Genomic DNA, 20571 nt, shown 5'->3' with positions numbered 1-20571 from the left:
CCTCGGACGGGACGGCGGCCCCAGAGCCCGCCTCAGGCGCTCGTGAGCTTCTTCCGGCGCAGCAGGGAGGCCAGTGCGGCCGCGAACTCCACCGGGTCCACCGGGAGCGTCACAGCGGCGTCCGCACGGCTCCACGTGGCCAGCCAGGCGTCCTGCGGGCGGGCGATCAGCAGCAGCACCGGCGGGCAGTTGAAGATCTCGTCCTTGATCTGCCGGCAGACGCCCATTCCCCCCATGGGGACGGCCTCGCCGTCCAGGACGCAGATGTCGATCCCGCCCTTGTCGAGCTCCCGGATCACGGCCGCGGGCGTGGCGCACTCCAGGAACTCGACCACGGGCACATCCGGAGCGGGCCTGCGGCCCGTCGCCAGCCGCACCTGTTCGCGGGTGTTGGAATTGTCGCTGTAGACCAGCACCGTGGCGGTCGGCTGCATTGTTCCTCCGAGACGTCAGCGTCGTACGGACAGGACCGATGCGGCGGATGCTACCCCCTGGAACACCGCGTCAACACCCGTCCGAACTGCACTTCGGTGGGCCATACGGGCAGTGCGCACGGTACGAACACTCCGAACGGGACCCCCCGGGGTGAGGGCTGGATAAGCGACCGACATAATGTCGGTCGTGGCGACAGCAACGACAGTAGAAACCGGGCACGCGCACCCGTCGGTCAACCGGCCGAACCTCACCAGCGTCGGAACCATCATCTGGTTGAGTTCCGAGCTGATGTTCTTCGCGGCCCTCTTCGCGATGTACTTCACCCTGCGATCGGTCACGGGACCCGATCACTGGAAGGAAATGGCGCACAGCCTGAACCTTCCGTTCTCGGCGACGAACACCACGATCCTGGTGCTCTCCTCCCTCACCTGCCAGCTCGGCGTCTTCGCCGCCGAGCGCGGTGACGTGAAGAAGCTCCGGGGCTGGTTCATCGTCACGTTCATCATGGGCGCGATCTTCATCGGCGGTCAGATCTACGAGTACACCGAGCTGGTGAAGAAGGACGGGCTCTCGCTCTCCTCGGACCCGTACGGCTCGGTCTTCTACCTGACCACCGGCTTCCACGGCCTGCACGTGACGGGCGGTCTCATCGCCTTCCTGCTGGTCCTCGGGCGTACGTACGCGGCCAAGAGGTTCACCCACGAGCAGGCGACCGCGGCCATCGTCGTTTCCTACTACTGGCACTTCGTCGATGTCGTTTGGATCGGCCTGTTCGCCACGATCTACCTGATCAAGTAGCAGGGCCCGTTCCCAAGCGCGGTCACGCGCACCTTCCAGAAGCATCGACGCAGAAGATCCTGACACCGGGGTAATCCGTGAAAAAGCTCTCCGCACGACGACGCCATCCGCTGGCGGCGCTCGTCGTCCTACTCCTGGCGCTGGTATGCACTGGGGGGCTGTACACCCTGTTCGCGCCCGCGGGCAAGGTGAAGGCCGATGAAACCGCCCAGTCCCTGGCCATCGACGAGGGCAAGAAGCTCTATGCCGTCGGCTGCGCCAGTTGCCACGGCACCGGCGGTCAGGGTTCGTCCGACGGTCCGAGCCTGGTAGGCGTCGGCGCCGCTGCGGTCGACTTCCAGGTCGGCACCGGCCGTATGCCGGCGGCGACCTCCCAGGGCGCCCAGGTGCCGAAGAAGAAGGTCGTCTACACGCAGGCACAGATCGACCAGCTCGCCGCGTACATCTCGTCGCTCGGCGCCGGCCCGGCCGTTCCCACCAAGAACGAGTACGGCCCCGAGGGCGCGGACATCGCCAAGGGCGGCGAGCTGTTCCGCACCAACTGCGCGCAGTGCCACAATTTCACCGGCGCGGGCGGCGCTCTGACCAAGGGCAAGTTCGCACCGTCGCTCGAGGGCGTGGACCCGAAGCACATCTACGAGGCCATGCAGACCGGCCCGCAGAACATGCCCTCCTTCCCCGACACCACGATGTCGGAGCAGAACAAGAAGGACATCATCGCCTACCTCAACGCGGTCAACGGTGATGAGACGGAGAGCCCCGGAGGTCTCGAGCTGGGCGGCCTCGGGCCGGTCAGCGAAGGCCTGTTCGGCTGGATCTTCGGTCTCGGCGGACTGATCGCCGTCGCCGTGTGGGTCGCCGCCCGGACCGCAAAGGCCAAGAAGTCATGAGTAGCCAAGACATTCCAGAAGAGAACCTGCCCGCTGAGCAGGACAACGCCCATGGCGGCGTAGGGGTCGTGGACGAGAAGAACCCGTTCGCCGACCCGGGGCTGCCGCCCCACGAGCACCGCGTCCAGGACATCGACGAGCGTGCCGCGAAGCGGTCCGAGCGTGCCGTCGCCTTCCTGTTCACGGTGTCGATGCTGGCCACCATCGGCTTCATCGCCGCGTACGTCACGATCCCGGCCGACAAGTCGATCTTCGTCTTCCCGCTCGGGCACATCAGCGCGCTGAACTTCGCGCTGGGCCTGACGCTCGGCGCGGCGCTCTTCTGCATCGGCGCGGGCGCGGTCCACTGGGCCCGCACCCTGATGTCCGACGTGGAGGTCGCCGACGACCGGCACGCGATCGAGGCGTCCCCCGAGGTCCGCGAGAAGGTCTTCTCGGACTTCCGGCAGGGCGCCAAGGAGTCGGCGATCGGCCGTCGCAAGCTGATCCGCACCACCCTGTTCGGCGCACTGACGCTGGTTCCGCTCTCCGGCGTCGTGCTGCTGCGCGACCTGGGCCCGCTGCCCGAGGACAAGCTGCGCCACACGCTGTGGGCCAAGGGCAAGCTGCTCGTCAACATGAACACGAACGAGCCGCTGCGTCCCTCGGACGTCGCCGTCGGCTCGCTCACCTTCGCCAAGCCCGAGAGCCTGGAGGAGCACGACGAGGATTTCCAGAACGAGATCGCCAAGTCGGCCCTGATGATCGTCCGTATCCAGCCGGGCAACATCAAGGACAAGCGCGAGCTCGAGTGGTCGCACGAGGGCATCGTCGCGTACTCGAAGATCTGCACCCACGTCGGTTGCCCGATCTCCCTGTACGAGCAGCAGACGCACCACGTGCTGTGCCCCTGCCACCAGTCCACCTTCGACCTCTCCGACGGTGCCCGAGTGATCTTCGGCCCCGCCGGTCACGCCCTGCCGCAGCTGCGCATCGGCGTGAACGACGAGGGCTACCTCGAGGCGCTCGGCGACTTCGAAGAGCCCGTCGGTCCTGCATTCTGGGAGCGCGGATGAGCACGAACGAGAACACCACGCCCCGCTCGCGCGGGAAGGCACCGGCCGGCGAGCGCGTCGCCGACTGGGCCGACGGCCGGCTCGGGATCTACTCCCTGGCCAAGGCCAACATGCGCAAGATCTTCCCGGACCACTGGTCCTTCATGCTGGGTGAGATCTGCCTCTACAGCTTCATCATCATCATCCTCACGGGTGTGTACCTGACGCTGTTCTTCCACCCGTCGATGAACGAGGTGGAGTACCACGGCAGCTACGTCCCGCTGCAGGGCCAGCTGATGTCGGAGGCGTTCAGCTCCACGCTGCACATCTCCTTCGACGTCCGCGGTGGTCTGCTGATCCGGCAGATCCACCACTGGGCGGCGGTCATCTTCCTCGCCGGCATGTTCGTGCACATGATGCGCGTCTTCTTCACGGGCGCCTTCCGCAAGCCGCGTGAGATCAACTGGCTGTTCGGCTTCCTGCTGTTCGTCCTGGGCATGTTCACCGGTTTCACCGGCTACTCGCTCCCGGACGACCTGCTCTCCGGCACCGGTGTCCGCTTCACCCAGGGCGCGATCCTGTCCGTGCCGATCGTCGGCACGTACATCTCGATGTTCCTGTTCGGCGGAGAGTTCCCCGGCCACGACTTCGTGGCCCGGTTCTACTCGATCCACATCCTGCTGCTGCCGGGCATCATGCTCGGTCTCGTGGTCGGCCACCTGATCCTGGTCTTCTACCACAAGCACACGCAGTTCGCGGGTCCCGGACGCACCAACAAGAACGTCGTCGGCATGCCGCTGCTGCCGGTCTACATGGCCAAGGCCGGAGGCTTCTTCTTCCTGGTCTTCGGTGCCATCGCGGCCCTCGCCGGCATCGCGTCCATCAACCCGATCTGGGCGATGGGCCCCTACCGGCCGGACCAGGTGTCCACGGGCGCCCAGCCCGACTGGTACATGGGCTTCGCCGAGGGTCTGATCCGCGCCATGCCGGGCTGGGAGATCAACTTCTGGGGTCACACGCTCGTCCTGGGCGTGTTCATCCCGCTGGTCCTCTTCGGTCTGTTCCTCGGCCTGATCGCGCTCTACCCGTTCATCGAGTCCTGGGTCACCGGGGACAAGCGCGAGCACCACATCCTGGACCGCCCGCGCAACGCCCCGACCCGTACGGCCCTCGGTGTCGCCTGGGTCACCGGCTACATGATCATGCTGATCGGTGGTGGCAACGACATCGTCGCCACCCACTTCCACCTGTCGATCAACGCGGTCACCTGGTTCGTCCGGATCGGCTTCTTCGTCGGGCCGGTCCTGGCCTTCGTCGTCACCAAGCGGATCTGCATGGGCCTCCAGCGCCGTGACAAGGACAAGATCCTGCACGGCCGCGAGACCGGCACCATCAAGCGCCTGCCGCACGGTGAGTTCATCGAGGTCCACGAGCCGCTCAGCCAGGAGGCGCTGCACACCCTCACGGCGCACGAGCAGTACAAGCCGGCCGAGATCGGCCCGACGGTCGACGAGAACGGCGTCGAGCGCAAGGTGAAGGGCTCCGAGAAGCTGCGCGCCAAGCTCAGCGAGGCGTACTACGGCGAGGAGTCCCAGATCCCCAAGCCCACCGTCGAGGAATACAAGGAGATCACGAGCGGCCACGGCCACCACTGATCACTGCGGCGTCGCCACGCCGAACGCACAGGGCCCCGTCCGGTCTTCGGACGGGGCCCTCTGCCGTGCCTTCCGGCTGGATAGGGTGGCATCACACTCTTTCCACGACACCCTCTTCTACGACACCCCGGAGCGGCCCTATGAGCGCTGTGACCCCCGCTGGAGGCGACACCGCGGCGGCCCGCTCCTGGCCCATGCTGCTGAACGGCCTGCTGGACGGCCACGACCTCACCGCGGACGACACCGCCTGGGCGATGGACCTGATCATGCGCGGCGAGGCGACCGACGCGCAGATCGCCGGGTTCGCGGTGGCACTGCGCGCCAAGGGCGAGACCGTCGAGGAGATCACCGGCCTGGTCCGGACGATGTACGAGCACGCCAACGTGATCGAGGTGCCGGGGCGGACCGTCGACATCGTCGGTACGGGCGGCGACGGCGCCAAGACGGTGAACATCTCCACGATGTCGTCGATCGTCATCGCCGGCACGGGCGCCAAGGTCGTCAAGCACGGCAACCGGGCCGCGTCCTCCGCGTCCGGCGCCTCGGACGTCCTGGAGAAGCTCGGCGTCAACCTCGAACTCACTCCGAAGCGGGTGGCCGAGGTGGCCGAGGAGGCCGGGATCACCTTCTGCTTCGCCATCAAGTTCCATCCGGCGCTGCGTCATGTGGCCGCCACCCGCGGCCAGTTGGGCATCCGCACCACGTTCAACGCGCTCGGTCCGCTCACCAACCCGGCGAAGGTGAAGGCGCAGGCGGTGGGCGTCGCCGACCCACGCCTGGCCCCGCTCATCGCCGGTGTCCTGGCCGAACGCGGCAACTCCTCCCTCGTCTTCCGCGGCGACGACGGCTTCGACGAGCTGACCACCACGGCCACCTCCCGGGTCTGGGTCGTCCGCGACGGCAAGGTGACCGAGGAGACCTTCGACCCGAGGGACGTCGGCATCGAGCTGGTCCCGGTGGAGGCGCTGCGCGGCGCCGACCCGTCCTACAACGCGGAGGTCGCCCGCCGCCTCCTGGAGGGCGAGCCGGGCCCGGTCCGCGACGCCGTCCTGCTCAACTCGGCAGCGGCCCTGGTGGCCCTCGACCCCGGCCCCGGAACCCTGGCCGAGCAGATCGGGGCCGGCATGGAGAAGGCCGCGAGATCGATCGACTCGGGAGCGGCCAAGCGGGCCCTGGAGCGCTGGGTGGCCGCGAGCAACGCGTAGGAAGGTCACCGCGGGCAACGCGGAGGACAACCAGATGCGGTCCCGCGATCCGGACACGAGTTGCGGGACCGCGATCACCTCACGTACGTTCTTTCGCAGGTCATGAGTGACAGTCATGAGGCCCCGGCCGACTGTCCGGCAACCCTCCGTCCGTGGTGGGGTGCCCCGGGTGAAGACCAGGCCGTAGGCAGCGAGGTCCACGGCAAGCGCGGATCCCTCACGCTCTTGAGATGAGCACAGCCCAGGGATCCTGGTCATCGAGGGAGCCTTCCGTGAGCAAGCGAATGCGCTAGGGCGCCGAGCCCCGCCTCCGCATCCCCCTTTTCACCTTTCCCGTGCCGTCGACGCGCTGTCCGGCACGGTGATTCCGCCTGCCTTCACGGGAGTTCCGTCATGTCCGTCTCCACCGCTGCCGCCGCCCAGTCGCTTTGTTCCCCCCTGCCCGTTCTGGGCAGCGATGTCACCGTCCCGCTCGTCACGGGCGGAGAGGTCACCTACGCCGCGCTCGACTACGCGGCCAGCGCCCCCGCCCTCCAGCGCGTCTGGGACGACGTGGCGGCGTACGCCCCCTACTACGGCAGCGTCCACCGGGGCGCCGGCTACCTCTCGCAGCTGTCGACGGACCTCTTCGAGAACGCCCGCAGCACGGTCGCGGAGTTCCTCGACTGCCGCGTGGACGACCAGCTGATCTTCACCCGCTCCACCACCGACTCCCTCAACCTTCTCGCCGCCGCCCTCCCCGCCGACTGCCAGGTCTTCGTCTTCGAGACCGAGCACCACGCCTCCCTGCTCCCCTGGCAGGAGGCCCGGGTCACCTACCTCGACGCCCCGCGCACCCCTGGTGAGGCCGTCCGGACGCTGGAGCGGGCCCTCGCCGACCGGGACTCCTGCGGCCCGGCCCTCGTCTGCGTCACCGGCGCCTCCAACGTCACCGGCGAGCTGTGGCCCGTACGGGAGCTCGCGGCGGCCGCCCACGCCCACGGCGCCCGGATCGTCCTGGACGCCGCCCAGCTGGCCCCGCACCACCCCGTCTCCGTCCGTGACCTCGACGTCGACTGGGTCGCCTTCTCCGGCCACAAGCTGTACGCCCCGTTCGGCTCCGGCGTTCTGGCCGGCCGCGCCGACTGGCTGCGCGCGGCCGATCCGTACCTCGCCGGCGGCGGCGCCAGCCGCAGGGTCACCCGGCGCGAGGACGGGGGAGTGGACGTGGAGTGGCACGACACCGCCGCCCGGCACGAGGCGGGCTCCCCCAACGTCATCGGCGCCTATTCCATCGCCTCCGCCTGCAAGGCGCTCACCGAGGCCGGCTTCGACACCCTGGTCGCCCGCGAGCGGCACCTGATCACCAAGGTCCGCGAGGGCCTCGCGGGCGTCCCCGAGGTCCGGATCCTCTCCCTCTTCGGCGACGACGCCCCCCGCGTGGGCGTGATCTCCTTCGTCGTCGAGGGCTGGAACAGCTCCCACTTCGCCGCCGCCCTCTCCGCCGAGTACGGCATCGGCGTGCGCGACGGCCTCTTCTGCGCCCACCCCCTCCTGCGCACGCTCCTCGGCAGCGACCCCCAGACCCAGGGCGAGTGCGGGGCCCCCGAGGCGGCCCCGGGCGAGAAGTCCCTCAACGCGATCCGGGTCAGCTTCGGCGCCGGAACCCCGGACGAGCACGTGGACCGCTTCGTGAGCGCGGTCCGGGAACTGATCACCAGCGGCGCGAAGTGGACGTACAGGACGGAGAACGGCCGCTGCGTCCCGGCGGTGAGCTGAATTGCTCAGGGGCTCAATGGGCGCCTGTCATGAGTCCAGCCCGATGGCGAACGCAGCCTCAAGATCATGCTGCGAGTACGTCCGGAACGCCACATGCGTGTCCGTCGCCTCGACCCCGGGAATCTTGCTGATCCGCCCGGGGATGACGTCCGCCAGATCCTCGTGCGCCCGCACCCGCACCATCGCGATCAGGTCATACGTGCCGGTGACGGAGAAGACCTCGCTGACGGACTCCAGCGCGGCGATCGACTCCGCGATCTCGGGGATCCGGTCCACGCTGGTCTTGATGAGGACGATCGCGGTGATCACGGCTGGTTCTCTCCCTCGGGGGCCGTTGCTGGGGCGGCCTTCACTCTAGTCGCCCACCCGTATCGGACCCACGCGTAGAGGAAGCCCAGCCCGAAGCCCACCAGGTGGGCCAGGTACGCCACCCCGGGCCCCTGCCCCGCCCGCCCCGCCGCCACCCACTGCAGGGCCACCCAGAGCGGCAGCACGACCCACGCCGGGAATCGCAGGGGCAGGAAGAACAGGAACGGCAGGAGACTGGTCACCCGGGCCCGGGGAAAGAGGTACAGGAACGCACCGAGGACCGCGGAGATCGCCCCGGACGCACCGACCAGCGACTGTTCGGAGCCGGCGTTGGCGATCGCGTACCCCAGCAGGGCCAGGTAACCGCAGCCCGCGTAGAACAGCGTGAAGTGGACCCGGCCCATCCGTTCCTCGGTCATGGCCCCGAAGACGTAGAGGAAGAGCATGTTGCCCAGCAGGTGCACCCAGCTGCCGTGCACGAAGAGGGCCGTGGCGGGGGTCAGGGCGGCCCGGGGTGAACCCTCGAACAGTTCTGCGGGGATCACGCCCCAACGCCGGAAATAGCCCCGCTGCGCCAGGAGCAGCTCGTCACCGGAGCCGTACACGGGACTGAGCCCCGACGCCGGGCCGACCAGGAAGACCAGGCAGCACAGGGCGATCAGTGAGTACGTCACCGGCGTGGATGTCCGCCGGACCGCCCTGACCGTGCTGCCGAGCGTCACGCTCCAGTTACCGACCATGACCACAGAGCATGACGTAACGGGACGCACACCCGCAGACCGCCTCGCCGCCGTGGACGCCCGAGCGGCGAGTACCCGCCAGGCCGTAGGGTTACGAGCCACACGGGGCGGGGAGCCTGGGCGCGACCCGACACCGCGAGAACGACGACGAAGTACGACGCTCGAAGAACGACGACACTAGAAGGAAGCGGACAAGTCACGATGACGGTTCCCCTGCCGACCGCCACCACCCGGTGGCGCTGCACCCTCTGCGGCAACCTCACCCGGTTCGACGTGACTCGCTCGTCGAAGGTCGTCGAGTACGTCCATCTCGACCTCGCGGGCGAGCCGAACGTCGAGGAGCGCGAGGTGGTCAGTGAGACCATCGAGTCGGTGCGGTGCCGCTGGTGCAACGCCGTGGACCAGGTGGAACTCGTGGACAGGCCGGGCGCCGGCTCCTGACTGGGAGCGGCCCCGCACAGGCATTGGGGTGTGACGGATGGCGGAGACCACGGGCGGGGGGCCGGGCGACGGCGCCGCCGAGGTGCTCGACCGTCCGCTGCCCGACGGCGTGCGGCGCAGAGTCGTGCAGATCGTCTCGGACGGCTTCGGCGGGCTGACCGTCGCCGAACTTCCCGCGCAGCTACGGCAGTACGCGCGCTTCGCGCCGAACCGGCGGGCCAAGTTCGCGGGAAACGCGATGGCGTCCGCGCTGGAGACCGACGCGCTGTTCCGTCAGCGTATCGGGGAGAAGCTCAGAGAGGCCCAGCCGGAGCTCGCCGGCGCCCTGGACTCCGGCTCGCCGCCCCCGGCCGCGGACCCGCTCGATGTGGCGGCCGCGGCCTACGTGCTGCGGCCCGCGGGCTGGGTGAAGCTGGTCGCCGCGGCCGGTGAGGAGGCGCAGCGCGCGGACGCCGAGCGGGCCGACGAGGAGAGCCGGGCCGAGCTGGAGCGGCTGCGCGAGCAGCTGGCGCACGCCCGCGAGCAGACCCGCACCGAGACCGAGGGGCTGCGGGTCGAGCTGGAGGCGGCCAGGAAGGAAGCGGAATCGCTTCACCGCAAGCTGCGCGCGGCCCTCAGTGACGTCAAGCGCGGCGAGGCGGCACTGCGCAAGGTCCAGGGCGAGATAGAGGCCGTCCGCGCGGAGGGGCAGGCCCATGTCTCCGCCGCGGAGAGCGAGACCCGGCGGCTCAAGGCGCGGCTCGGGGAGGCCGAGGCCGCCCTGGAGGCCACCCGCAGGGCGGCCCGCGAGGGGCGCAGCGTCGGGGACATGCGGGTGCGGCTGTTGCTCGACACCGTGCTGGACGCGGCCCAGGGGCTGCGCCGCGAACTGGCGTTGCCGCCGGTGTCGGTGCGGCCCGCGGAGACCGTGGACGCGGTCGAACCGGGACGAATGACTCCGAAGGACATCGCCGCCCGGGCTTTGTCCGAAAATGATCCCGCGATCCTCGACCAACTCCTCGCGCTGCCCCAGGCGCATCTCGTCGTCGACGGCTACAACGTCACCAAGACCGGCTATCCGCAGATGCCGCTGGAGAAGCAGCGCCTCCGGCTGCTCGGGCAGCTCTCGCAGCTCGCCGCGCAGACCGGCGCCGAGGTCACCTGTGTCTTCGACGGGGCCGAGCTGGCCGCTCCGGTGCTGCTCGCGCCCCCTCGCGGGGTGCGGGTGCTGTTCTCCAAGCCCGGGGTCACCGCGGACGAGCTGATCCGGCAGCTGGTGCGCGCCGAGCCGCCGGGCCGACCCGTCATCGTCGCCTCGACCGACCGTGAGGTGGCCGACGGGGTGGCCCGGGCGGGAGCGCGTCCGGTGGCGTCGGCGGTACTTCTGAAGCGGCTGTCCTGAAGGCGCTGTCCCTAAGGTCAACCTCCTCATGGAATGCCCGAATTGACTGAACTGTCACGCAACGTAGCGTCAACCGGGCATCACGGCAGGTGAGTTCCGGGCAAAGAATGCATTGCGTGACTGATAATTTCGGCGTCAGGATTTGAACTGATCACGAGTAGGTCACTAGGGTCTGCCATCGAACCTCCGAGCGGGTGATCACTCAGAAGAAGGAGTTCACCTCCGTGGCGTCCCATCGTCGACCCAAGCAGCCGAGCCGAACGCGCGTGACCGTGCTCACCACCGCGGCCGCTGCCGCCGTAGCCCTGAGCTCGCAGGCCGCCAACGCCGCGCCGAGCGAGAAGCCCAGCAAGGACGAGGTCAAGGCGAAGGTCGACAAGCTCTACGAGGAGGCCGAGCAGGCCACCGAGAAGTTCAACGGTGCCAAGGAGAAGCAGGAGAAGCTCCAGAAGGAGATCTCCACCATCCAGGACAACGTCGCCCGCGGCCAGGAAGAGCTCAACCAGCTGCGCGACAGCATCGGTCTGGCGGCCGCCGCCCAGTACCGCACCGGCACCATAGACTCCTCCGTCCAGCTGTTCCTGTCGTCGAACCCCGATGACTACCTGGACAAGGCGTCCACCATGGACCAGCTCAGCGCCCAGCAGGTCGAGGCGCTGAAGAAGATCCAGGAGAAGCAGCGCGAGCTCGCCCAGGAGCGCTCCGAGGCCTCCGCCAAGCTCAAGGACCTCGCCTCCACCCGCACCGAGCTGGGCAAGAAGAAGAAGCAGGTCCAGGGCAAGCTCGCCGAGGCACAGCGGCTGCTCAACACCCTGACGGCCAAGGAGAAGGCGGCGCTCGCCGCCGAGCAGGAGCGCTCCAGCCGCGCCAGCGAGCGCGACGTCCTCGGCTCCTCCACCGCCGCCTCCGGCCGGGCCGGCGCGGCCTACGCCTGGGCCCAGAGCCAGCTCGGCAAGCCGTACGTCTACGGCGCCACCGGCCTCAGCTCCTACGACTGCTCCGGCCTCACCTCCCGGGCCTACGCCGCGGCTGGCGTGCAGATCCCGCGCACCTCCGAGGCGCAGGCCCAGATCGGCACCCGCATCTATTCGGAGAGCCAGCTCCAGGTCGGCGATCTCGTCTTCTTCTTCAACGACCTGCACCACGTGGGCCTCTACGCGGGCAACGGCCAGATCATCCACGCCCCGCGCACCGGCACGGTCGTGCGCTACGAGTCGATGAGCACCATCGGCGGCCCCTTCATGTTCGGCGTCCGGGTCTGACCCGGGCCACGCCCCAAGATTCAAGTCGGCGCACCGCCCGAACGGGCGAATTACGATGACTCCGAATGACCCCACGCCCCGCCGGTGACCTGCGTCAGCGGCGGGGCGTCACGTTGCGTACCCATGGCGGTCGTTGGTCGGCGCCCCCTCACGCGGCTACTGTCTGGCGCGTTTCCCGGTCCGCCCCCGTGCGGCCGGGTTCCGCCAGTGTCCGCCAGTGGAAGGAGCGCGGCTTTCGTGGGGTCCCATCGCCGCCTTGTGCCGTCCGGGTTCGACAGGGGGGCCGCCGCCCTGTGTGTGCTGTCCGCCGCCACCGCGGCCCTGGGCACCGTACCGGCGGTGGCCGCACCGCACGACGACACCCGGTCCCGGGTGGACCGCCTCTACGAGGAGGCCGAGAAGGCCACCGAGGCCTACAACAAGGCCGATGAGCGCGCCGACGTCCTGCGGGAGCAGGTCGGCGACGCCCAGGACCGGATCGCCCGGCAGCAGGAGCGCGTCAACTCCATGCGCGAGCGGCTGGGTTCACTGGCAGGCGCGCAGTACCGCTCCGGCGGCATCGACCCGACGCTGGCCCTGTTGTTCTCCGACGACCCGGACGACTACCTCTCCAGGGCCTCCGTCCTCGACCGCATCAGCAGCCACCAGGCCGGTGAGCTCAAGGACCTCCAGGACGTGATGCGCCAACTCGCCCAGGAGCGGGCCGAGGCGGCCAAGAAGCTCGCGGAGCTGGAGAAGAGCCGCAAGTCCGTCGCCTCCCACAAGCGGACGGTGGAGAAGAAGCTCGCCAAGGCGCGGCAGCTGCTCAACTCCCTGCCCGACGAGGAGCGCGCGGCCTACGAGCGGGCCTCCCGCTCGGGCCGCGACGACCTGCCCGGCCTCGGGGGCGCAGTGCCGGTCTCCGGCCGCGCGGCCGCCGCTGTGGCCGCCGCCCGAGCCGCACTCGGCAAGCCGTACGTGTGGGGCGCCAACGGCCCCTCCGGCTTCGACTGTTCGGGCCTGATGCAGTGGTCCTACGCGCAGGCCGGCGTCTCCCTGCCGCGCACCTCGCAGGCTCAGCGGTACGCCGGCCGGCAGGTCCCGCTCTCCCAGGCGCAGCCCGGCGACCTCGTCACCTACCGGTCCGACGCCAGTCACGTCGGCATGTACGCCGGCAACGGCCAGGTCATCCACGCCCCCTACCCGGGAGCGCCGGTGCGCTACGACCCGGTGGGCATGATGCCGGGCGCGACGGTCACCAGGGTCTGACCGAGGGGGTCTGACCAAGGCGGCGCGGCACCCGTACGATCGGCAAGGTGGCTGGTCGAAGGCGGGCGTCGGGTTCCTCCGCGGTGCTGCTCTGTCTGCTGCTCGTCTCCCTGGTGGCGTGCGGCGGACGGCCCGTCGGCGACGGCGTCCGGGCCGACGTGCAGCGGGTGCTGGACCGCAGGGCCGCCGCGGTCCTCCACCACGACGAGAGGGCCTTCCGCGCCACCGGCACCGCCACGCCGTACGCCCGGCTGCGCGCGGTGCCGTTCGCGGACTGGTCGTACCGGGTCACCGCCGTGCACGGCGACGGCGACACCGCGACCGCCGACGCCGAACTGCGCTACCGCGTCCGGGGCTACGACAGCGCCCCGGTGACGGCCGGCCGCACACTGCGCCTGACCCGTGCCGGGGACGGCCCGTGGCGGGTGGCCTCCGACGCCCCCGCGCAGAAGGCCGGCGACCAGTTGTGGGACCAGGGCACGGTGGCGGTCGTCCGGGGCGGAGACAGCCTTGTGATGGGCGTCGGGCAGTCCACCGAGCGGCTGCGCTCCTTCGCCGGACTGGCGGACCGTGCCGTCCCCGCGGTGGCGCAGGCGTGGGGCACGGACTGGTCGCGGCACGTCGTGGTGCTCGTACCGAAGTCGGTGGACGGGATGGCGGCCCTGCTCGGCTCGCCCGCCTCCTCCTACCGGGGCATCGCCGCGGTCACCACCGGCGAGACCGGCGCCCCGGCGAAGGCGCCCGCGGACCGGGTCATCGTCAACCCCGACGCGTACAGCATGCTCGGCCCGCTCGGGAAGCAGGTCGTGCTCACCCACGAGACCACCCATGTCGCCACCCGCGCCCACACCAACGCCGCCACCCCGCTGTGGCTGTCCGAGGGGTACGCCGACTGGGTCGGCTACCTGGGCACCGGACGCACCGCGGCCCAGGCCGCGCCGGAACTGGGGCGCGCGGTGGCCGCGGGGACCGCGCCGACGACGCTGCCGACCGACCGGGACTTCGGCTTCGGCGGCGACGCGAACCGGCTGGCACGGGCGTACGAGGGCGGCTGGCTGGCCTGCCGGCTGATCGCGGACCGCTGGGGCGAGGTCCGCCTCCGTGAGTTCTACCAGGCCGTCGGCACGCACAAGGAGCGGGCGGGGGCGGTCGAGGGCGCGCTGAAGGACGTCCTCGGCACCACCCTGCCGGACTTCACCGCGCAGTGGCAGGCGTATCTGAAGGCTCAGCTGGGCTGATCCAACCGCGTGACGGCTTCCCTCAGCCACTCCCGCTCCGCCGCGCCCGTCGCCCGGGCCACCCGAAGCATGCCCTGCCGGAACATGTCGTCCGCCTCCTCCGCCCGTACGGGCTCGCCGTCCCGGTAGAAGAAGCTCGCCGGTGTCTCCAGGAACTCCAGACGGCGGCGTAGTACGGCGGCCTGCTCGGAGCGGTCCGGCAGGTGGCGCAGGAACGCCAGGACGGTGTTGAAGCGCACCTGGTCGGTGACCTCGGCCTGTCTGGGATGGCGCAGCCGCTCCAGGAGGTCCTCGCGGCCCCGGTCGGTGAGGGACAGGACTCGGCGCGGGGCGGCGGCGACGCCCGGCTCGGTGTGCTGGTCGAGGCTGCCGGCCGTCACGAGACGGGTGATCGCCGGGTAGAGGGCGCCGTCACTGACCGGGCGGACATGGCCACTGAGCGCCTTGATGCGCTCCTTCAACTCGTAGCCGTGCAGCGGTTGTTCGGCGAGAAAGCCGAGGATCGACAGCTCCAGCATCCAGCCCCCTTGTGATGGTCGTGAGGCGATGATACCTCTAATCGAGTTACCTCGTTTAGAGGTATCAAGACAGGAGGCCCCGTGAACGCCCACCGCAGCCGGCTCGTCGCACTCGCCCGCCCCGTCTACTTCTCGCTGCTCGCCTCCGTGGCCGCCGGGATCATCAACACGGTCTGGGTGGCACGGCTGGGCGGACCGGCCGTGACGGCCGTCGCCGTGGCGACGAACACCGAGAACGTGCTGCTCGGCGTCGCCCTGGTCTTCGCCTCCGGGACAACCGTGCTGGTCGCGCACGCCAGGGGCGCCCGGGACCCGGCGGCGCTGCGGGCGGCCGTGCGCGGCGGCTGGGCCCTGTGCGCGGTGATCACGCCCGTGGTGGCAGCGGCCGGGTTCCTGCTGCGGGAGCCGTTGGCCCGACTGGTCCTCGGCGGCGACGAGACAGCCGCGCTGCCGCTCGCCGTCGGCTACTTCGCCCTCTCCATGCCCGGCCTGACCGTCTTCTTCGCGCAGAACCTCGTCGACGGCATCCTCAAGGGCATCGGCGACACCAGGACCCCGATGCGCCTCGCGCTCTTCGCCAACGGCCTGATCCTGGTCTGCGACCCGCTGTTCATCCACCTCTACGGTGTCCGGGGCGCCGCCGCCTCCACCGTGCTGTGCCGATCGCTGACCCTCGCCGTGGGCCTGCTCGCCCTGCGCCGTAACACCCTGCTCATGGCCGCCTCACGGACCCGGCCCGCACTCGGGACCGGGGCCGCCCTGCGCCGGACGCTGATCACCGGCCTGCCGATGTCCGCTGACTTCACCGTGCGCCAGGCCGGGGCGCTGGCACTGATCGCGGTCGTGGCGCGGCTCGGGATGACGGCGGCGGCCGCGTACGCCATCGCCTACAAGGTCCTGTACCTGGCGACGATGGCCTTCTACGCGGTGCGCCAGGCCGCCTCCATCCACACCGCCCACACGCGCGGGAAGGGCAGGGACGAAGCCCGGCCGATCGGACGGCAGGCCGTACTCGTCTCCGGGACCGTCGGCCTGACGGCGGCCGTCCTCCTCGCGGCCACCGCCCCCTGGATCATGGCCGCCTTCGGTGCGGGACCCGCCGTGGCGCACGCGGGCACGGTGTTCCTGCGCTGCGTCGGGCCGTATCTGCTGCTGATGTCCTGCTTCATCGCCCTCGGCGGTGTCTTCGAGGGCAACGGTGGGGCCCCGGCGCTGCTGCACGTGACCCTGCTCGGCACGGCCGTCCAGCTCCCGCTCGCCCTGGCGCTGTCCGGGCTCGGTCTGCCAGGGGTGTGCCTGGCGCTGGCGCTCGCGATGGCGGTGCAGTGCGCGGCGGTGGCCGTGCTGCTGGGCAGGGCCCGGCGTCAGGAGGAGACGGGGGCCTCCTGGGCGCGGGCGGTCTGAGGCGGCAGCGGCGGCGGGGCCGGGACCGGCGGCACCGTCGCCCGCCACAGCCGTACGGCGCCCATCACCGAGGCGGTGACCAGCAGCCCGTTGCGGACGACCAGCAGGGTGATGCCGAGGCCGTCGCTCGCGACGACGTTCGCGAAGTAGACCGGGAACTCCAGCACCGTCATGAAGCAGGCCGACAGGACCAGCAGTGCGGGCACCCCCATCCGGCTGGTCCGGAAGCACAGGCACACGGCGGCCAGGCCCACCAGCCACACCAGGTACTGCGGGCTGATCACCCGGCTGGTCACGGTGAACATCAGCACCGCCACGAAGGCCGCGTCCGCCGGGGTGTGCGTCAAGAACCGTTTCGCCAGCAGCCGCCACAGCACCAGCCAGCCGAACGCCGCTCCGGTGAGGAACAGCGCCCCCGTGCTCACCCAGTCCACGTACGGGCCGAGGAATTCCACCGAGCCGTAGTTCAGCAGCACCTTGCCGTCCCAGCCGAAGTGCCGGGCGACATGGAAGACCAGCGAGCCCAGCGACTCCACCTCGGTGCCCCGCTCGCGCTGGAAGGCGAGGAACGCGAACGCGCCGGGCATGGCCAGGGCGAACGCCCCCGCGATCACCCCGGCGGACACCACCGCGGCGCCCCACGCCCGCCGCCGCACCGCCCCGAGCAGCAGCATCGCCGGCCACACCTTCAGCATGGCCCCGAAGCCGGCCAGCGCCCCCATCAGCCGCGGATGCCGGGCCCCGGCCAGCAGCGCCGCCACCGCGACGGCGGTCACCATCACGTCATAGCGCGCGTACACCGTCGGGCCGAGCAGGGGGACACCCACCACCCACACCCAGGCGCCCCGCGGCGACTTCGCCGGGCGCAGGCCCGTGTACAGCAGCAGGCACAGGGTGACCAGGTCGGCGACGAAGGCCAGCACGAAGAACGCCGACGCGTAGTCGAGGAAGGGCAGCAGACCGGGGGAGAGGATCGCGAGCGCCGCGGCCGGCGGGTACTGCCAGGTGACGTCCTTCTGAGGGAACGTTCCGCTGCTCAGGACGTCGTACCAGCCGTGGTAGATGACCGAGACGTCGCTGGTGACGTCCGGGCCGGGGAAGAGGTACACCTTGAAGACGAAGAGCAGCAGCAACAGCCTGGTCACGCCCCAGGTCCCCAGCAGCCACGGCAGTGACCGCCTCGTGCCCGTCGTCTTCACGTGATCCCCTGCCGTCCGGTCATCTCTTGAGGGGAACATGATGTCCTGCCCCGCTGTGAGCGTGCCACAGGCGGCGGGCACGGGTTCGATAGGGTCTCGGCGATGCACAAGACCCTGATCGTGACCAACGACTTCCCGCCCCGGCCCGGCGGTATCCAGGCGTTCCTGCACAACATGGCGCTGCGCCTCGACCGCGAGCGGTTCGTCGTCTACGCGTCCACCTGGAAGCGGAGCCGCGAGGGCATCGAGGCGACGGCCGCCTTCGACGCCGAGCAGCCCTTCACCGTCGTACGCGACCGTACGACGATGCTGCTGCCGACGCCGGGTGCGACCCGGCGGGCCGTGGGCCTGCTGCGGGAGCACGGGTGCGGCTCGGTCTGGTTCGGAGCGGCGGCGCCGCTCGGCCTCATGGCCCCGGCGCTGCGCAGGGCGGGCGCGACCCGGCTGGTGGCCACCACCCACGGCCACGAGGCCGGCTGGGCCCAGCTTCCCGCCGCCCGGCAGCTGCTGCGCCGCATCGGCGAGTCGACCGACACGATCACCTACCTCGGTGAGTACACCCGCTCACGGATCGCCACCGCACTGACGCCCGAGGCCGCGCGCCGGATGGTCCAGCTCCCGCCAGGCGTGGACGAGAAGACCTTCCACCCCGGCTCGGGCGGCGACGAGGTCCGGGCCCGTCTCGGCCTCACCGACCGTCCGGTCGTCGTGTGCGTCTCCCGCCTGGTCCGCCGCAAGGGCCAGGACACCCTGATCCGGGCCATGCCCAGGATCCTGGCCGCCGAGCCCGACACCGTGCTGCTGATCGTCGGGGGCGGCCCCTACGAGGGTGACCTCCGCCGGCTCGCCCACGACACCGGCGTCGCCGACTCCGTCCGCTTCACCGGCCCGGTGCCCTGGTCCGAACTGCCCGCCCACTACGGCGCCGGGGACGTCTTCGCCATGCCCTGCCGCACCCGCCGCGGCGGACTCGACGTCGAAGGCCTGGGCATCGTCTACCTGGAAGCCTCCGCGACCGGCCTCCCCGTAGTGGCCGGCGACTCCGGCGGCGCCCCCGACGCCGTACTCGACGGCGAGACGGGCTGGGTGGTGCGGGGCGGCGACCCCGCAGACGCCGCCGAGCGCATCATCACCCTGCTGGGAGACCCCGAGCTGCGCCGGAGGATGGGGGAGCGGGGCCGCCAGTGGGTCGAGGAGAAGTGGCGCTGGGACTTGTTGGCGGAGCACCTGAAAGCGCTGCTGTAGAGCAGCGGACCTGGTAGGGGCGCGGGGCTGTATCGATGTGCGGCTCCGCCGCGTGGGCGCGACGAGCCACCCACAACCCGCAGCCGCCAGTGACGTGTACCCGGCACCCCGGATGGCACCCCAACTAGGCGCAGCCCCTAGCCGGAACCGAAAAATCCGCCCATGCTGCGAAAATGACAGCAAACCTGATGCAGCGTCAGCTGACAAGACGTCAGATCCTCGGCATGGCCGCCCTGCAGACGGCGGCAGCCCTCGGCTTCACCCGCATCGGCCTCCAGTCCGCCCAAGCGGTCGAGCCCACCCTCGTCGAACAGGCGCCCGCGATCGTCATAGGCTCCGGCTACGGCGCCTCCGTCGCCGCCCTCCGCCTCGGCCAGGCCGGCATCCGCACCCTCGTCCTGGAGATGGGCCGTCTCTGGAACACCCCCGGCACCGACGGCAAGATCTTCTGCTCCACCACCGCACCCGACGAGCGGTCCATGTGGTTCCGCACCCGCACCGAGGCCCCGCTCGCCACCTTCCTCTGGCTCGACGTCGTCAACCGCGACATCGGCTCCTCCCCCGGCGTCCTCGACCGCGTCCACTTCGACCACATGTCGGTGTACGTCGGGCGCGGCGTCGGCGGCGGCTCCCTGGTCAACGGCGGCATGGCCGTCACCCCCCTCCGGTCGTACTTCGCGGAGCAGTTCCCCACCGTCGACACCGACGAGATGTACAGCACGTACTTCCCGCGCGCCCGCTCCATGCTGGGCGTCAACACCGTCGACCCGGCCTGGTTCGAGTCCACGGAGTGGTACCGCTTCGCCCGCGTCTCCCGCAAGCACGCCGAGAAGGCCGGCCTCAGGACCACCTTCGTGCCCAATGTCTACGACTTCGGGTACATGCAGCGCGAGGCCGCCGGCACGGCCACGAAGTCCGCGCTCGCCGGGGAGGTCATCTACGGCAACAACCAGGGCAAGCGCAGCCTCGACAAGACCTACCTCGCCGCCGCCCTCGGCACCGGCAACGTCACCGTCCACACCCTGGAGCGGGTCAGGGAGATCAGCCGGGCCGCCGACGGGACGTACGTCCTGACCGCCGACCGGATCGACACCACCGGCAAGGTCGTGGAGACCCGGCAGTACGGCTGCACCTACCTCTTCCTCGGCGGCGGCAGCGTCGGCACCACCGAACTCCTCGTCCGCGCGCGGGAGACCGGCACCCTGCCCGACCTGGACGCGAGCGTCGGCACCGGCTGGGGGACCAACGGCAACGTGATGCTCGGGCGGGCCAACCACCTGTGGGACACCGTGGGGGCGAACCAGTCGACCATGCCGGTCATGGGCATCGACGACTGGGCCAACACCGCCAACCCCGTCTTCGCCGAGATCGCCCCGCTGCCGACGGGACTGGAGCACTGGGTCAGCCTCTATCTGGCGATCACCAAGAACCCGGAACGCGCGACCTTCACCTACTCGGGCGGCTCGCTGAAGCTGGGCTGGAGCGCCGCGCAGAGCGCCGTCTCCGTGAGCATGGCGAAGAAGCTGTTCGACCGGATCAACGCGGCCAACTCCACGATCTACCGGTACGACCTCTTCGGCTCGTCCAACAAGATCTTCGCCGACGACTTCACCTACCACCCGCTGGGCGGCTGCGTGCTGGGGAAGGCGACCGACGGCTACGGCCGGGTGAAGGGATACCGGAAGCTGTACGTCACCGACGGCTCGCTCGTGCCCGGCTCGATCGGGGTGAACCCGTTCGTGACGATCACCGCGCTCGCCGAACGGACGATGGCACGGGTCCTCGCCGAGGACACCGCGCCATGACGACCC

19 protein-coding genes and 1 riboswitch are annotated in these 20571 nt (G+C 70.3%); of the genes, 14 read left to right on the top strand and 5 right to left on the bottom strand.

Features of this window, described 5'->3' with window-relative positions:
• Window positions 1–32 precede the first annotated feature (32 nt).
• The gene (locus tag IG99_RS02130; protein ID WP_037668993.1) at window positions 33–434 is read right to left on the bottom strand and encodes a response regulator; all 402 of its coding nucleotides are present in this window, start codon (window positions 432–434) and stop codon (window positions 33–35) included.
• Between the two features lie 178 nt (window positions 435–612).
• On the opposite strand from IG99_RS02130, the gene ctaE reads away from it, so the two are divergent.
• The 6 genes from ctaE to IG99_RS02100 all read left to right on the top strand — a co-directional run bounded on the left by ctaE (window position 613) and on the right by IG99_RS02100 (window position 7775).
• Window positions 613–1233, top strand: a complete 621-nt coding sequence (gene ctaE, locus IG99_RS02125) for an aa3-type cytochrome oxidase subunit III (RefSeq protein ID WP_037668991.1) — start codon at window positions 613–615, stop codon at window positions 1231–1233.
• Between the two features lie 77 nt (window positions 1234–1310).
• Window positions 1311–2123: a cytochrome bc1 complex diheme cytochrome c subunit gene (gene qcrC / locus IG99_RS02120; protein ID WP_037668989.1), complete on the top strand. Its 813-nt coding sequence runs from the start codon at window positions 1311–1313 to the stop codon at window positions 2121–2123.
• Window positions 2120–3178 (top strand): cytochrome bc1 complex Rieske iron-sulfur subunit, encoded by a 1059-nt coding sequence (gene qcrA / locus IG99_RS02115; protein ID WP_037668988.1) that lies wholly within the window; start codon window positions 2120–2122, stop codon window positions 3176–3178. The genes qcrC and qcrA overlap by 4 nt, the downstream gene beginning before the upstream one ends.
• Window positions 3175–4812 carry a cytochrome bc1 complex cytochrome b subunit gene (gene qcrB / locus IG99_RS02110; protein ID WP_037668986.1) on the top strand — a complete coding sequence of 546 codons (1638 nt, stop codon included), beginning with the start codon at window positions 3175–3177 and terminating at the stop codon, window positions 4810–4812. The genes qcrA and qcrB overlap by 4 nt, the downstream gene beginning before the upstream one ends.
• Window positions 4813–4952: 140 nt before the next feature.
• A complete protein-coding gene (gene trpD, locus IG99_RS02105) occupies window positions 4953–6017 on the top strand; it encodes an anthranilate phosphoribosyltransferase (protein ID WP_037668984.1) in 1065 nt (354 codons plus the stop codon).
• Window positions 6018–6115: 98 nt separating this feature from the next.
• Window positions 6116–6232, top strand: a riboswitch (SAM riboswitch).
• Window positions 6233–6410: 178 nt separating this feature from the next.
• Entirely contained in the window at window positions 6411–7775 is a 1365-nt protein-coding gene (locus tag IG99_RS02100) for an aminotransferase class V-fold PLP-dependent enzyme (protein WP_037668981.1), read from the top strand.
• Between the two features lie 27 nt (window positions 7776–7802).
• On the opposite strand, the gene IG99_RS02095 is transcribed toward IG99_RS02100, so the two are convergent.
• On the bottom strand, window positions 7803–8084 hold the full coding sequence (locus tag IG99_RS02095; RefSeq protein ID WP_037668979.1) for an Lrp/AsnC family transcriptional regulator: 282 nt from the start codon (window positions 8082–8084) through the stop codon (window positions 7803–7805).
• Window positions 8081–8824 carry a rhomboid family intramembrane serine protease gene (locus IG99_RS02090; RefSeq protein ID WP_037668976.1) on the bottom strand — a complete coding sequence of 248 codons (744 nt, stop codon included), beginning with the start codon at window positions 8822–8824 and terminating at the stop codon, window positions 8081–8083. Before IG99_RS02090 ends, IG99_RS02095 begins: the two co-directional genes overlap by 4 nt.
• Before the next feature lie 201 nt (window positions 8825–9025).
• Here IG99_RS02090 and IG99_RS02085 point away from each other — a divergent pair, with 201 nt between their 5' ends.
• From IG99_RS02085 to IG99_RS02065, 5 genes are all read left to right on the top strand, one after another.
• A complete protein-coding gene (locus tag IG99_RS02085; protein ID WP_020939540.1) occupies window positions 9026–9265 on the top strand; it encodes a hypothetical protein in 240 nt (79 codons plus the stop codon).
• 37 nt (window positions 9266–9302) lie between these two features.
• Complete coding sequence (locus IG99_RS02080; RefSeq protein ID WP_037668973.1) at window positions 9303–10646, top strand: NYN domain-containing protein; 1344 nt, start codon at window positions 9303–9305, stop codon at window positions 10644–10646.
• Window positions 10647–10870: 224 nt separating this feature from the next.
• On the top strand, window positions 10871–11908 hold the full coding sequence (locus IG99_RS02075; RefSeq protein WP_037669603.1) for a C40 family peptidase: 1038 nt from the start codon (window positions 10871–10873) through the stop codon (window positions 11906–11908).
• Window positions 11909–12145: 237 nt separating this feature from the next.
• A complete protein-coding gene (locus IG99_RS02070) occupies window positions 12146–13156 on the top strand; it encodes a C40 family peptidase (RefSeq protein WP_037668971.1) in 1011 nt (336 codons plus the stop codon).
• Between the two features lie 47 nt (window positions 13157–13203).
• Window positions 13204–14394, top strand: a complete 1191-nt coding sequence (locus tag IG99_RS02065; RefSeq protein WP_037668970.1) for a lipoprotein — start codon at window positions 13204–13206, stop codon at window positions 14392–14394.
• Here the strand turns inward: IG99_RS02065 and IG99_RS02060 are convergent.
• A complete protein-coding gene (locus IG99_RS02060; RefSeq protein ID WP_037668969.1) occupies window positions 14382–14912 on the bottom strand; it encodes a PadR family transcriptional regulator in 531 nt (176 codons plus the stop codon). The genes IG99_RS02065 and IG99_RS02060 overlap by 13 nt on opposite strands.
• 81 nt (window positions 14913–14993) lie before the next feature.
• Here IG99_RS02060 and IG99_RS02055 point away from each other — a divergent pair, with 81 nt between their 5' ends.
• Window positions 14994–16316 (top strand): MATE family efflux transporter, encoded by a 1323-nt coding sequence (locus IG99_RS02055; protein ID WP_037668967.1) that lies wholly within the window; start codon window positions 14994–14996, stop codon window positions 16314–16316.
• Here IG99_RS02055 and IG99_RS02050 read toward each other — a convergent pair.
• Window positions 16277–17515, bottom strand: coding sequence for a glycosyltransferase family 87 protein (locus IG99_RS02050; protein WP_037668965.1), 1239 nt, complete (start codon window positions 17513–17515; stop codon window positions 16277–16279). The two genes, IG99_RS02055 and IG99_RS02050, sit on opposite strands and share 40 nt — an antisense overlap.
• Window positions 17516–17617: 102 nt before the next feature.
• Here IG99_RS02050 and IG99_RS02045 point away from each other — a divergent pair, with 102 nt between their 5' ends.
• Together IG99_RS02045 and IG99_RS02040 are read left to right on the top strand one after the other, a co-directional pair.
• Window positions 17618–18760 (top strand): glycosyltransferase family 4 protein, encoded by a 1143-nt coding sequence (locus IG99_RS02045; RefSeq protein ID WP_037668963.1) that lies wholly within the window; start codon window positions 17618–17620, stop codon window positions 18758–18760.
• A gap of 188 nt (window positions 18761–18948) precedes the next feature.
• Window positions 18949–20565 carry a GMC oxidoreductase gene (locus IG99_RS02040; protein WP_463607301.1) on the top strand — a complete coding sequence of 539 codons (1617 nt, stop codon included), beginning with the start codon at window positions 18949–18951 and terminating at the stop codon, window positions 20563–20565.
• The last annotated feature ends 6 nt before the right edge of the window (window positions 20566–20571 follow it).

The sequence above is a fragment of the Streptomyces griseus subsp. griseus genome, assembly GCF_000720255.1.
GTDB lineage: Bacteria > Actinomycetota > Actinomycetes > Streptomycetales > Streptomycetaceae > Streptomyces > Streptomyces griseus_I.
This window is presented reverse-complemented; position numbering and strand designations above follow the sequence as displayed.

Coding starts and splice junctions, on each gene's coding strand:
- ctaE (WP_037668991.1), top strand. CDS start 613: ATGTCGGTCGTGGCGACAGCAACGACAGTAGAAACCGGGCACGCGCAC.
- IG99_RS02040 (WP_463607301.1), top strand. CDS start 18,949: ATGCAGCGTCAGCTGACAAGACGTCAGATCCTCGGCATGGCCGCCCTG.
- IG99_RS02060 (WP_037668969.1), bottom strand. CDS start 14,912: ATGCTGGAGCTGTCGATCCTCGGCTTTCTCGCCGAACAACCGCTGCAC.
- trpD (WP_037668984.1), top strand. CDS start 4,953: ATGAGCGCTGTGACCCCCGCTGGAGGCGACACCGCGGCGGCCCGCTCC.
- IG99_RS02045 (WP_037668963.1), top strand. CDS start 17,618: ATGCACAAGACCCTGATCGTGACCAACGACTTCCCGCCCCGGCCCGGC.
- IG99_RS02130 (WP_037668993.1), bottom strand. CDS start 434: ATGCAGCCGACCGCCACGGTGCTGGTCTACAGCGACAATTCCAACACC.
- IG99_RS02080 (WP_037668973.1), top strand. CDS start 9,303: ATGGCGGAGACCACGGGCGGGGGGCCGGGCGACGGCGCCGCCGAGGTG.
- IG99_RS02085 (WP_020939540.1), top strand. CDS start 9,026: ATGACGGTTCCCCTGCCGACCGCCACCACCCGGTGGCGCTGCACCCTC.
- qcrA (WP_037668988.1), top strand. CDS start 2,120: ATGAGTAGCCAAGACATTCCAGAAGAGAACCTGCCCGCTGAGCAGGAC.
- IG99_RS02100 (WP_037668981.1), top strand. CDS start 6,411: ATGTCCGTCTCCACCGCTGCCGCCGCCCAGTCGCTTTGTTCCCCCCTG.
- qcrB (WP_037668986.1), top strand. CDS start 3,175: ATGAGCACGAACGAGAACACCACGCCCCGCTCGCGCGGGAAGGCACCG.
- IG99_RS02090 (WP_037668976.1), bottom strand. CDS start 8,824: ATGGTCGGTAACTGGAGCGTGACGCTCGGCAGCACGGTCAGGGCGGTC.